Here is a 12,132-nt window from a genome sequence, read left to right on the forward strand (position 1 = left end):
ACCCGCAAGGATAAGTTCTTCAACCATGTCGCCAGTTACTACGTTACCTGCGCTGATCACTTTGTTCGGGAACTCAGTACGTACTTTTTGTACGTATTGCACAAGGTGCTCAGAGTAACCGTTGGCGATATCGATACAGATGAAGATAAGGTCGTCAGACAGCGCCATCACATCTTTGGTTTTCTGGAAGTCAGCATCAGACGTACCGGTAGAAACCATTGCGTTGTTCAGCACGCTCGCGTCGTTGCTGTTAACGAACTCAGCCCAGTCAGCGACAGTGTAGTGTTTGTGAACAGCCGTCATCACACCGTGCTTGGCAAGGGAAGCGGTCATTTCGAAGCTACCCACGGAATCCATATTAGCAGCAATAATTGGTACACCAGACCATTGACGACCGCTATGCTTGAATGTAAACTCGCGGGTTAATTCAACTTGAGAACGGCTTTTTAGGGTTGAACGTTTTGGACGAAACAGTACATCTTTAAAACCCAGTTTCAAGTCTTGTTCGATACGCATTGGTAATTCCTTAAATCTTATCGAATATTGCGACATGGTCGGTAGCTGTTGGCAGACAGCAATCCTATATACCATGTTGCAGGCACAAAAAAACCGGAGCGTTGGCAGACGCTCCGGTTTTCAGCATTATAGGCTGAGAAAGTTTTTTAACAAGTCTAATAATATGATTTTTTTTGTGTTACCTTTACGAAGATAGCACCTCAGCTGCTGCCCGTTATCTTCATAAATCCTTATTTTTATCTTCCTAACTTTCTGATTATAAATCAAAAACCTTCAAGTACGATTTTTCCAAGTGCCTTCTGTGATTCCAACAGCTCATGTGCTTTTTTCAAGTTATCTGCGCAAACAGTACCGCCCTGGTGAGCAACTGTTGATTTTATGTCCCCGTTATCGACCAATTTTGCAACATTGTTGAGCAAGTGATGCTGCTCAATCATGTCTTCAGTGCCAAATAATGAGCGTGTGTACATAAATTCCCAATGCAGCGAGATGCTTTTACGCTTGAGTTGCAGAATATCGAATGAAGCCGGATCATCGATCAGGCCGAATTTACCCTGTGGCTTGATAGACTCAACAATCTCATTTAAGTGATCATCTGAGTTGGTTAGGCCAACAACATAATCTACTTCACCAAGATCTATATCAGCGAGCTGCTTGCTGAGGGATTCACGATGGTTGATAACATGATCGGCTCCCAACTCTTCAAGCCATGACTGTGTTTCAGGGCGAGAAGCTGTACCTATAACGGTTAAATTAGTTAGCTTTTTGGCAAGCTGAACCATAATTGAGCCAACACCACCGGCAGCCCCGATAATCAGTATCTTTTTATTACTGTCTTTTTCTACTTCCAAACGGTCAAACAGCATTTCCCACGCAGTAATCGTTGTCAGTGGCAAGGCCGCCGCTTGTGCGAAGCTTAAGCTTTTAGGCTTGTGGCCAACAATTCTTTCATCAACTAGCTGGAACTCTGCATTAGTGCCTGATCGAGTAAGATCACCGGCATACCAGACTTTGTCTCCGGGCTTGAACCGCGTTACATCCGGACCGACCGATTTGACGATACCCGCAGCATCCCAACCAAGGACTTTGTATTGACCTTGTTCTGGTGCCACACGCATTCGAACTTTGGTATCAACCGGGTTAACTGAGATTGCTTTTACTTCAACCAGAATGTCAGAGCCTGAGGCAACAGGCACTGGCAGGGTGATATCAATCAGAGATTGAGGTTCAGTAATAGGTAGTGATTGTTGATAGCCGACCGCTTTCATGGTGTTCTCCTTTAGCCCCCCTTTCAAAAGGGTAGGTTCTTTATCAAATCTATGCTTGAAGTTTATTTGACAACTAAAATTTGAAAAACCATCATCGGTTTGATTTACTTTCAAATACTTTTTGAAGATAGGGCATGCGATGAAGGCTCTCAACGATCTTAAGATTTTTATTGAGACTGCAAGGCTACATAGTCTATCGGCTGCAGCAAGGAACATGGATATTACGCCTGCAGCAGCAAGTGCGGCTTTAAAGCGGTTAGAAACTGAAGTTGGTGCATTACTGTTTATTCGCTCGACTCGGAATCTACGTCTTACCCAGCAAGGCGAGCAGTTCCTCAACTATAGCGAACAAGCTGTCGGGCTTATGACTGAGGCATGCAGCGTTGTAAATGAGGGGCTGGCAGAGTTTCAGGGTGTAATTAAGCTGTCTATGCCGTCAGACTGCGGCCGTAATCTATTGCTGGGTTGGATTGACGAATTTATGGACTTGCACCCCAAACTGGAAGTCAGGGTGCAGCTAACGGATGGTTTGGCAGATATGTATACCCAACCTGTCGATGTTGCCTTGCGCTATGGTGAACCCAGTGACTCTTCACTAGTTGCCTTGCCTATTGCGGGGAGGAATAAACGAGTATTGTGCGCTTCGCCTGATTATCTTTCTAAGTATGGCTATCCTGATTCTCCTGATGAGTTAGCAGCGCATAACTGTCTCTGTTTTGCCTTGGGTGAGAGCTTGTATAACCGTTGGCGGTTCTTTAACCACGGGCAAGAACAGGTCTTAGTGGTAAAAGGAAATCGCTATGCCAATGATGGGGAGGCAGTTAGGCGGTGGGCTCTTGCTGGCAAAGGGGTCGCTTATAAATCGTTACTCGATGCTAAAGACGATCTACTCGCTGGTCGTTTGATCGAGATTGATATAGGCAGAGAAACAGAACCTGCACCTTTATATTTGGTTTGTGCAAGCCGTAGGGTCATTAACCCACAGATTCAGGCACTGAAAGAGTTCCTCACCGATAAAGCAGAGCGGCACCTATTGCTTTGTTAGTCTCTAATATTGAAAAGACCGCATATGAAAATGATGCCTTTAATCTTCCAAATGTGAAAGCCTAAAGACATCATGAAAAACGTCTAAGGAGGATCCTAGCGGACCCATTCCTGATAATACCTTATACATCTGATTTGCGATGCTTTTTGGGAGAATTTGATATCTAGCCCGGTTATTTTTATGTTTCTTTCATCCTCTGTATAGTCAATCGAATAAAAGCGGTAGTTTTCAGCGTACAATATAGGTCCGGTGCAATCGCGTTCACCGTAGTAAGAAGCTCTTAACCATAAGACCCATGTAACACCTTCATTTATGCTTGTATTGCGATAATTTGCGATTCGGTTAGCGTAAAACTCCCAGCTCCCGTCATAATGCATCGTAAACTGAGCAGGACTTTCGTAATCAAGGCCTTCCCTGTAGAAGGCTAAATTTTCCAATAAAAACATAGGGTGTGAAAGTGGTTCTGCTTTGCCTTTTGGTAGAGGAATACTCTGTGTTATAGCTACTTCTGTTGTTACCGGGTCTTCTTCATTAATAGGTTCATTGGCAAAAACGTCAACATTTTCATCATCTTCGTTAGACGTACTGCATCCGAAAATCAACAAAGCCAGAACACAACTCACTAAGAGTGATTGAACACGACAAGTTCTAAACAACATAACAACCCCAAACTATTGATAGTTTGATATGTAGTAAAAATTATAGTTTGAAACATAGAATGTTCGACATAATTTCCAACCAAACCATAAAGCTCGGGTGCCACATTAATATTTACTATATTTTAACTAATTAATGCTTTACTAATTTAGCAACGTCACTGACAAAGTTTTATCTCAAAATGAGTTACTTGACCTTCTTTCCTTAAATACCCATTTGATGGGATGTAAATTTCCCCTAATTAGTTTCACGCAGTGAGGCTATCGCTTTGCGAAGCCTTTTTGGGAAAAACGTACACACTATTATGATTAATGCGTACGATATTTTTCGGTACACTAGCTTTCAGATGTAAGAAGTGTGTTCTTTGTTGGCGATGTTTCTCTATTCAGTTTCACTAAGAAGAAGACGCTGATACTTGCGGCAAGTGTTTCAGCAAACAATGGACTTAGCCATACCCCGTTTTCTGGTATCGCCTTCGGTAATAAGAATAAACCGATAACGACAAAGACAAACCCACGGCATACAGAGATAACATTGGCTTGAGCAGGACTACCGATGGATTGGAACATGGTTGCGCTAACCAAGTTAATTGCCATGAAAGGGAAGGCCAAAAAGTATAATCCAAGTGCGCTGGCAGCTAACTGGACTAACTCAGGATTGTTAACCGTAAACAAACCCGCAATGTTGGTCGCGAAGAGTTGTGATACACCGATGGCTGAAATACCAACGATAACCGCATAACGTAGGCCGATGAACAGTGTTTTCTCTACCCGTTCTGGTGCCTTTGCCCCATGGTTGAAGCTAATGATTGGTTGGCAGGCTTGGCCAATTCCGACAAGGGTGAACATAACAAAGACGCCCACATTCATTACAATACTGAAGGCATTCAAATAATGAACGCCACCCAATTCCAATAAGATCGCGTTATAAATGAAAGTGGTCGCAGCCATTGATGATTCGATAAAGAAAATAGGTAGTCCGATTGCCAATACTTTTGGCGCTTTGCCTAACCCGATACCTTGAAGTGACAGTCTCAGTTTACCTTGTCCGCAAATAAAGTGCGTAAGCAAAAACAACAACATTAATACTTGGGCAATTCCGGTTGCATAAGCGGCACCTTTCAGACCCCAGCCAAAGTGGAATATGAAGATGTAATCTAATACCAAGTTAAGGATAGCGCCGCCTGCCATGGCATACATCGCCAACTTGGGGTTGCCATCATTGCGAACAAAGCAGGAGGTAACCCAGGTAATGGCATAGATGACAAAGAACTGAAGCATAACACCCAGGAAATCGCCGGCCAGAGCTGCAGTTTCACCCTGTGCGCCTATCAATAAAAGGATGTCTTCAAGCCAATAAAGAGCGGTGGTAGACAAAGCGCCAGCGAGCAAAAGAACAAGTAACAAAGATTGGGCGAATAGCGTCTGGCCTTCTTGGTACTGGCCTTTCCCGTATTGTATCGACATCATGGCAGAGCCACCGATGCCAACCATCATGGCAACAGCCGTAAAGAATGAGAAAAATGGGATGGTCAATGCGATAGCGCCAAGACCAACGGGCCCCACACCGCGGCCAATCATAATACTGTCGCCCATTATGAAGAGTGATTTGATGACCAAGCCTGTAATTGCAGGTAGAAGGTAATGCTTAAAGCACTGTTCAATGGGAGTGGTTCGAAGGTCGATGCGTTTATTTACCATGTTCTGCTCCGCCAGGATAGAAGCACTTTCCTAGCATAATAACTTATTGTGTATTGTGGGTATTATGTGGCAGAGGTTATGGGGTAAAAAGGGATTATTTGGCCTAATAATGGGACTATTTGAACACTCTAGTACGAAAATCTAGAGGCGACTCATGGGCTGCTTTACGAAAGAAACGGCAGAAATAAGCAACATCATCATAACCTAACTCATGAGCGATTTGTTTGACTGTTTTAGTGGTAAAAGCAAGTTCACGTCTGGCGTCGAGAATGGTACGTTCTTGGATTAATTTAGAAATGGTTTTGCCGCTGTGCTGGCGAGCAATTTCGTTTGCCCGTTTATTAGATACGGCAAGGTGATTAGCATAGAAGTCGGTCTTTTTCTCGGTCCGGAAATATTCATCAACTAATACATATAACTTGTACATTCGTCGTTCGAGCAAGGTGTCAGATTTTATTTCTTTCTCGTGAAATCGTTGTATATAGGATAAGAAACTGTGTAGCAAAGAGTTAACCAGTCGCCAGTTGGTTTCTTCCCGAGATACCTCTTGTGACAGAATACGGATAAGATCAGCAAGATCACGCGCACCCTGAGTATCAATCGAAATCGCTGAAGCTGAGGTTTTTTCGTGATAGAAGGTTTGATCGATGATCAACTGCCCACGGTAATTGTTTTCGACAAAATCAGGCTGAAATGTGATGAGGCAAATTTTCCCACTTGTTTTGGTATCACTGTGTACCTGACCCGGTGAGATGAAGTAAATATCACCTTCGTTAAGAGGATATTCAATGAAATCAATACAGTGCGACCCCGTGCCTTTCTGAGCCCAAGCTATCTCATAGTATTCATGGCGATGGGGCTGTGAAAAGAGTCCTCTACTGTTTCCCTCAACAAATTCGACGCCCAAAGGCTTACCTTTAGGTAAAAGTACTGAAGAGATGAGTTCCGACACGCAATAACCTTTGGTATATAAGCACTTGCCTCATTATATAGCCAAGTGAATTAATAATGCATTGTTGTTATTAAGTGTGTAATTGGCTTTGTTTTTAAGGTATTGAAAGTTAATGCTTTAACGAGTCTTTTTTTATAGTGATCAATTAATTATTCGAAAGGCAATGAGTGATTAAATTACTATTTATCCTACTTCATAAAAGTAATATTTTACCTAGTATCTTGTGCTCGAAATGTTGAAGTATGAAGCGGAGCTAAGTTTTAAGCTTTGCCCAAGTGCTACTGTAGTAGTAGGCATCGCAATGTTACTGGCCCAATAATTAAGCCGTAAGAGATAAATCAATGAATGGAATCTGTAGGAACCGTTTTTCCCTTTTTGTTTTTGTGCCATTGGTATTAGCTGGCTGTATGAAAGACTTCACGAATCAAGCGCTGGGTACCCTTGAGCGTGATCGGGTGACATTTACCGCGACAGCCAATGAAATTATCCGCGAGCTTCCTGTGAAAGAAGGCAGCACGGTCAAACAGGGGGATACGCTGGTTATCCTTGACAGTAAAAACCAGCAAGCGGTATTAGCCCATGCTGTGGCTGAACAATCAAAAGCTGAAGCCTCCCTGCTGAGACTGACAAATGGCGAACGACCTGAAGATATAGCGGCAGCACAAGCCAAAGTAGCGAGGGCTCAGGCCCAATTAACAGATGCTGACAAAAATTATCGCCGCAAAGCTGAGTTAGTCGAAAGGAGGTTGATCAGCCAATCTGAAAAAGACAGTGCGTTGGCCGCTAGAGATTCAGCCAAAGCTGAGTTGGATTCTGCCACAGAGGAATTCAGCAAGCTTACCGCAGGGGCGCGACCGGAAGATATTGACCAAGCTAAAGCCCAATTGGCTGCAGCCAAAGCCGATGTTGCCTTAGAGCAACAGAAGCTCGATGAGCTAACTATTGTGGCAACACGTGAAGGTATTTTAGATAACCTGCCTTATAACCTTGGTGAGCGTGTGCCTGTCAATGGGGTCGTCGCTGTGATCCAGGCCGATCGTGTTCCCTATGCCAGAGTGTATGTTCCTGCCAAGTACCGGGTCAATTTTGTCCCTGGGCTGAAAGTATCAGTACATGTTGATGGGGTTGAGCAACCCTTCGAAGGCACAGTGCGCTGGGTGTCAACAGAGTCAGCTTTCACTCCCTATTATGCGTTGACCGAAGATGAACGCTCCCGCTTGATGTATTTGGCTGAAGTCGATTTAACGAGCAGTGCCGAACGCCTTCCTTCTGGTGTACCCGCTCAAGTTGATCTCAACAGGGAATAATCATGATGGAGTACGCGATTGAGGCGCATAACGTAACTAGAAAGTTTGGTGAGTTTACTGCCATCGACAATATTACCCTGAAGGTAGCTAAAGGCAGTATTTACGGTTTCCTCGGCCCGAACGGGTGCGGTAAATCAACAACTATTCGAGTATTGACTGGTTTATTGAGCCCAACCGAAGGTGATGTTTCTGTATTAGGATTGGATATTCCAAAGGAGTCAGAAAAGCTAAGGCTGAAAATTGGCTATATGACCCAGAAGTTTTCCCTGTACGATGATTTAACCGTTGAAGAAAACCTGGAGTTCATTGGCCAAATCTTTGGAATGGGTAAGGTTGATTTAGCTCAAAGAGTCAGTGAGCAGTTGGTGACTTATGGGCTTGATCAGCGACGAAAACAGCGGGTATCGGGTATGAGTGGTGGACAAAAGCAGCGTCTTTCTCTGGCTGCTGCCACTATGCACAAACCTGAATTGCTGTTTTTGGATGAACCGACATCGGCGGTTGACCCTGAAAATCGCCGTGAGTTTTGGGAGCAGCTATTCGACCTCTCGGATCAAGGCACCACGATTTTGGTGACGACCCACTATATGGATGAAGCAGAGCGCTGTCACCGGTTAGCAATCATGGAAGCTGGTGTGATTCGGGCGGATGGTGAACCAGAGACTTTGATGACAGAGATGGGAGTTGAGATTGTTGAAATCAAAGCGGAGCGTCTGCGAGAGCTGAAAGAGCAGCTATTGCAAAACCACGAAGTTCGTTCGGCTGCGCAGCTGGGTATTCGCTTACGGGTATTGATCCGCCATCATATTACCGATCCTATCGGTTGGTTACGGAAAACCTTTCCTCGGCTGGCCAATAGCGAGATGAATATTGCACGCCCTAGTTTGGAAGATGTCTTTGTGACGGTGACTGGGGAGGGGAGGCAATGAATTCACTTAATCGTATGAAAGCGATCATGATCAAAGAGATCCGCCAGTTATCCCGAGATCGAATTACTTTTGGCATGGTGGTTATGATCCCGCTGATTCAATTGCTGTTATTTGGCTTTGCAATTAACACGGATGTGCGAAATATCTCAGTTGGCGTGGTTGATCAAAGTGCGAGTGTCGCTGGGAGGACGATCACTGAATCAGTGAAAGTGACGCAGGTCGTGAATATTAAGCGACATTACTCAACCCCAGAGCAAGCAGAGATAGCAATACAACAAGGAGAGATTAGGGCTGCATTGATCTTGCCTAGTGACTTGACTCAGCGAGCAATGCAGGGCCGCGTACTCGGGCAGTGGATCGTTGATGGTTCTGATACCATGATCAGTGCAGCAATCCTTGGGCTACAAACTATGCCTCTGACAGATTTGGATATAGAGATCCGTCCTCCGATAAAGAAAACGTTTGAAGTCGCCTTGTATTACAACCCAACACAACGTTCTGCTGTGAATATCATTCCTGGCTTATTGGGTGTTATCTTGACCATGACGATGATCCTGTTCACTAGTGCTGCGATAGTGAGAGAAAGAGAGAGAGGTAATTTGGAGTTACTCATTACCACACCGATTCACTCATTTGAATTGATGGTCGCCAAGATAGTGCCTTATATATTCGTCGGCCTTATTCAAGTCTTTATCATTCTGGGACTAGGTCACTTTATTTTTGATGTACCCATTAATGGTGCGATCAGCCAGATATTACTGGGAACCTTGCTGTTCATTTCGGCCAGTTTGACACTGGGGCTTGTTATCTCGACGATTGCTTCTACTCAGCTTCAGGCTATGCAGATGACGGTCTTTATCCTTCTCCCTTCCATTTTACTCTCTGGGTTTATGTTCCCCTACGAGGCAATGCCAGTGGCTGCTCAATGGATCTCTGAAGTCTTACCGGCAACGCATTTTATGCGATTGATAAGGGGTATAGTGCTACGCGGGGCAGATCTGATGGGCTTATGGAGAGATACATTATGGTTAGCCGGTTTTACAGTTTTTGGCTTGCTGGTGGCATCGAAGCGGTTTAAGAAATCGTTGGATTGATGAGATAGCTTGTTGTGTATGCCTACGGATATGAAAAAGGCCACTTCTGAAAAGTGGCCTTTTTAACCAGTAAGACTGATCAAGTATTTATGTAGTTGCTATTACTTAGCAAATTGCATCAATGTTTGTTTAACCTCATCTGACGCGAAGGAATGCTGAACACTCATTTTGTAGATTTGATAGTAATCTTCTTCGCCTAGCTCGAATTGTTCCATCACCTTGCGAACTTCATCGGTCATTGTGGTGTTGGATACTGTGCGGTTATCAGTGTTGATAGTCACAGGCACACCATCTTGGTAAAACGCTTTGATTGGGTGAAGTGCTAGCTCGCTGATAGCTTTAGTTTGAACATTGCTGCTTGGGCAAGTTTCAAGAGCAACATCTTCTTGCTTCACGAGGGTGTACGCCTCTTTATGATCTTTAATCGCAACGCCATGACCAATGCGTTCTGCACCTAGGATAGAAATTGCTTCATAGACATTTTGTCCGCTGCCTTGCTCACCGGCGTGAATGGTTACTCGGAATCCTTTGTCTTTTGCATACTGTGCATAGGTCGCATAGTCGTGGGAGAACCCATCCAGTTCGCTACCAGCAAGGTCAAATGCAACGACGCCTTGATTGAGTAAGCTAATACCTGCATCAATCACTTGGGGGATGGTGTCCGAAGGCAAGAACTTCACCATCGAAAGGATATAGTTACCCTTGATATCATATTGAGCTTCAGCCTTTTTCATCCCTTTTACAGCGCTGGCAATGATTTGCTCATAGGTCAGCCCTTTTTGAATATGAAGCTGAGGGGCAAAGCGAACTTCCAAGTACTTTACATTTTCCTTGGCTGCATCTTCAAACAACTCAAAGGAAATACGCTCTAAGCTCTCTGCTGTTTGCATTACTGAAACAGGTAGGTCAAAGCGACTGAGGTATTCAGGCAGGTCAGAGCAAGTTTCGGGAGCAACCATCAATGCATTGACTTCATCAACATCATAACTAGGTAACGTGATGTGTTGTTGTTTGGCCAAGTCGATAACAGTCTGCGGTCTAACGCTACCATCTAGGTGGCAATGAAGATCAATTTTCGGCAGGTCGAAGTAATTCATTAGTGTTGTCCTAACAATGTATAATCTGGGAAACACAGAGCAATCCCCAGATTGCAGTTAATCATTATGAGTATACGCAATAATGCAGGAAGCTATTTGCTCCCTGAGCTTATGAACAATAGCTTAAAGAATAGCTTGGGGTTGATAGCAGGACAATTGTCCGGGTGTGACAAGTTTTATTTTATAATTTGATAGGTTGGATACAGTTTACGCAAAATGGGTATGTCTGAAATTTTGAGCAAAGGGCCAGAACGGTTTCGTCAGTTAGTTAAGAATGAGAACTTCCGGCGTATAACACGATATAAGGGCGATTATATCGTTAGGCAGGAACATGAAGTCACAGAGGTGTATTGGTCTGCGGCTGCTCAATTTATGCTTTTACACACAGCGCTAAATGGCAAAACGCTCAGTTTGGGTGATTACTATATAGAAGATAACTTTTTCGGAGAGATTGAGTTTTTCTCGGGTAACCTATGTTCATTTGATGTAGTGGCAACGGCGACTACCGAATTAGTGATTATACCCAAAGAGCGGTTCTCGGAGATCTTGCTACAAGATGCGACGATAGCATTTTGGATGAACCACCGAATGGCAAACATGTATCAATCGTCAATGAACATTGCCATCGAGCGATCGTTATACCCGCTAAAGTTCAACATCGTCAAAGATATTGTCAATCGCTGCACAACTGACAGCAGATCGTTGAGCCATGGCTATATGTATCAGGAGGCACAAAGATTTGGTTGTACCGATAGAGCCTATACCCGAATTATTCATGAGCTCATTAAGGAAGGCTTAGTGAAGAAAGGGGAGGATAACTCAACAATCATTCCGGTTAACCTAGAGCAATTGGTAGACTACTTGAATCAATGCCAACAATAACAAAACAAAAAGGCCACATCAGTGGCCTTTGCAAAATCAAATTTTAGCTAAAGAGTGGCTATTACTCTTTATCGAAAACCTTATTCTTTACCGAATACGTTATTTTCTTGCTCTTGCACGCGGATAAACGTTGTACGCTTGGTCAACTCTTTAAGCTGCGCTGCACCCACGTAGGTACAAGTCGAACGTACGCCACCCATGATGTCCTGGATAGTGTTCTCAACAGGGCCACGGTATGGTAGTAGAACGGTTTTACCTTCAGCCGCACGGTACTTAGCGACACCACCAGAGTGCTTGTCCATCGCGCTTTGAGAAGACATGCCGTAGAACTTCATGAACATTTTACCGTCTTGCTCGACAACTTCGCCGTTGCTCTCTTCGTGACCGGCTAGCATACCGCCAAGCATTACGAAGTCAGCACCGCCACCGAAGGCTTTGGCAACATCACCGGCACAGGCACAACCACCGTCACCGATGATACGACCGCCTAGGCCGTGTGCAGCGTCAGCACATTCGATGATAGCGGAAAGCTGAGGGTAACCAACGCCTGTCTTAACGCGGGTAGTACATACCGAGCCTGGGCCGATACCAACTTTAACGATGTCCGCACCCGCAAGGATAAGTTCTTCAACCATGTCGCCAGTTACTACGTTACCTGCGCTGATCACTTTGTTCGGGAACTCAG

At 44.4% G+C, this 12,132-nt stretch carries 12 protein-coding genes; 5 read left to right on the forward strand and 7 right to left on the reverse strand.

Annotated elements, in window-relative coordinates; translation table 11 throughout:
* Together ACVA58_RS27635 and ACVA58_RS27640 are read right to left on the reverse strand one after the other, a co-directional pair.
* A partial coding sequence (locus ACVA58_RS27635; protein ID WP_446513458.1) for an IMP dehydrogenase occupies nt 1-516 on the reverse strand: 516 nt, incomplete at its 3' end.
* Between the two features lie 263 nt (nt 517-779).
* Nucleotides 780-1,784 (reverse strand): zinc-binding alcohol dehydrogenase family protein, encoded by a 1,005-nt coding sequence (locus tag ACVA58_RS27640; protein ID WP_446513459.1) that lies wholly within the window; start codon nt 1,782-1,784, stop codon nt 780-782.
* Nucleotides 1,785-1,923: 139 nt separating this feature from the next.
* Here ACVA58_RS27640 and ACVA58_RS27645 point away from each other — a divergent pair, with 139 nt between their 5' ends.
* The gene (locus tag ACVA58_RS27645) at nt 1,924-2,829 is read left to right on the forward strand and encodes a LysR family transcriptional regulator (protein WP_446513460.1); all 906 of its coding nucleotides are present in this window, start codon (nt 1,924-1,926) and stop codon (nt 2,827-2,829) included.
* Nucleotides 2,830-2,924: 95 nt separating this feature from the next.
* Here ACVA58_RS27645 and ACVA58_RS27650 read toward each other — a convergent pair whose 3' ends face one another.
* From ACVA58_RS27650 to ACVA58_RS27660, 3 genes are all read right to left on the reverse strand, one after another.
* The gene (locus ACVA58_RS27650; protein ID WP_446513461.1) at nt 2,925-3,488 is read right to left on the reverse strand and encodes a hypothetical protein; all 564 of its coding nucleotides are present in this window, start codon (nt 3,486-3,488) and stop codon (nt 2,925-2,927) included.
* 333 nt (nt 3,489-3,821) lie between these two features.
* Nucleotides 3,822-5,186: an MATE family efflux transporter gene (locus ACVA58_RS27655; protein ID WP_446513462.1), complete on the reverse strand. Its 1,365-nt coding sequence runs from the start codon at nt 5,184-5,186 to the stop codon at nt 3,822-3,824.
* Nucleotides 5,187-5,301: 115 nt separating this feature from the next.
* Nucleotides 5,302-6,138: a helix-turn-helix domain-containing protein gene (locus ACVA58_RS27660; RefSeq protein ID WP_446513463.1), complete on the reverse strand. Its 837-nt coding sequence runs from the start codon at nt 6,136-6,138 to the stop codon at nt 5,302-5,304.
* A gap of 407 nt (nt 6,139-6,545) precedes the next feature.
* Here ACVA58_RS27660 and ACVA58_RS27665 point away from each other — a divergent pair, with 407 nt between their 5' ends.
* The 3 genes from ACVA58_RS27665 to ACVA58_RS27675 are packed head-to-tail and all read left to right on the forward strand — an operon-like array spanning nt 6,546 to nt 9,468.
* Nucleotides 6,546-7,445 (forward strand): HlyD family secretion protein, encoded by a 900-nt coding sequence (locus ACVA58_RS27665; RefSeq protein ID WP_446513464.1) that lies wholly within the window; start codon nt 6,546-6,548, stop codon nt 7,443-7,445.
* A gap of 2 nt (nt 7,446-7,447) precedes the next feature.
* On the forward strand, nt 7,448-8,374 hold the full coding sequence (locus ACVA58_RS27670; protein WP_446513465.1) for an ABC transporter ATP-binding protein: 927 nt from the start codon (nt 7,448-7,450) through the stop codon (nt 8,372-8,374).
* Nucleotides 8,371-9,468 carry an ABC transporter permease gene (locus ACVA58_RS27675; RefSeq protein ID WP_446513466.1) on the forward strand — a complete coding sequence of 366 codons (1,098 nt, stop codon included), beginning with the start codon at nt 8,371-8,373 and terminating at the stop codon, nt 9,466-9,468. The genes ACVA58_RS27670 and ACVA58_RS27675 overlap by 4 nt, the downstream gene beginning before the upstream one ends.
* A gap of 101 nt (nt 9,469-9,569) precedes the next feature.
* On the opposite strand, the gene add is transcribed toward ACVA58_RS27675, so the two are convergent.
* A complete protein-coding gene (add, locus tag ACVA58_RS27680) occupies nt 9,570-10,565 on the reverse strand; it encodes an adenosine deaminase (RefSeq protein ID WP_446513467.1) in 996 nt (331 codons plus the stop codon).
* A gap of 222 nt (nt 10,566-10,787) precedes the next feature.
* Here add and ACVA58_RS27685 point away from each other — a divergent pair, with 222 nt between their 5' ends.
* Entirely contained in the window at nt 10,788-11,447 is a 660-nt protein-coding gene (locus ACVA58_RS27685) for a Crp/Fnr family transcriptional regulator (RefSeq protein ID WP_446513468.1), read from the forward strand.
* Between the two features lie 80 nt (nt 11,448-11,527).
* On the opposite strand, the gene ACVA58_RS27690 is transcribed toward ACVA58_RS27685, so the two are convergent.
* Nucleotides 11,528-12,132, reverse strand: a 605-nt coding sequence (locus ACVA58_RS27690) for a GMP reductase (RefSeq protein WP_446513469.1), incomplete at its 5' end; no start/stop codon positions are given.

The sequence above is a fragment of the Photobacterium sp. DNB22_13_2 genome, assembly GCF_052873915.1.

What these genes read in the sequence shown, in the direction of transcription:
- ACVA58_RS27640 (WP_446513459.1), bottom strand. Translation starts at nt 1,784, where the DNA reads ATGAAAGCGGTCGGCTATCAACAATCACTACCTATTACTGAACCTCAA.
- ACVA58_RS27645 (WP_446513460.1), top strand. Translation starts at nt 1,924, where the DNA reads ATGAAGGCTCTCAACGATCTTAAGATTTTTATTGAGACTGCAAGGCTA.
- ACVA58_RS27650 (WP_446513461.1), bottom strand. Translation starts at nt 3,488, where the DNA reads ATGTTGTTTAGAACTTGTCGTGTTCAATCACTCTTAGTGAGTTGTGTT.
- ACVA58_RS27655 (WP_446513462.1), bottom strand. Translation starts at nt 5,186, where the DNA reads ATGGTAAATAAACGCATCGACCTTCGAACCACTCCCATTGAACAGTGC.
- ACVA58_RS27665 (WP_446513464.1), top strand. Translation starts at nt 6,546, where the DNA reads ATGAAAGACTTCACGAATCAAGCGCTGGGTACCCTTGAGCGTGATCGG.
- ACVA58_RS27670 (WP_446513465.1), top strand. Translation starts at nt 7,448, where the DNA reads ATGATGGAGTACGCGATTGAGGCGCATAACGTAACTAGAAAGTTTGGT.
- ACVA58_RS27675 (WP_446513466.1), top strand. Translation starts at nt 8,371, where the DNA reads ATGAATTCACTTAATCGTATGAAAGCGATCATGATCAAAGAGATCCGC.
- add (WP_446513467.1), bottom strand. Translation starts at nt 10,565, where the DNA reads ATGAATTACTTCGACCTGCCGAAAATTGATCTTCATTGCCACCTAGAT.
- ACVA58_RS27685 (WP_446513468.1), top strand. Translation starts at nt 10,788, where the DNA reads ATGTCTGAAATTTTGAGCAAAGGGCCAGAACGGTTTCGTCAGTTAGTT.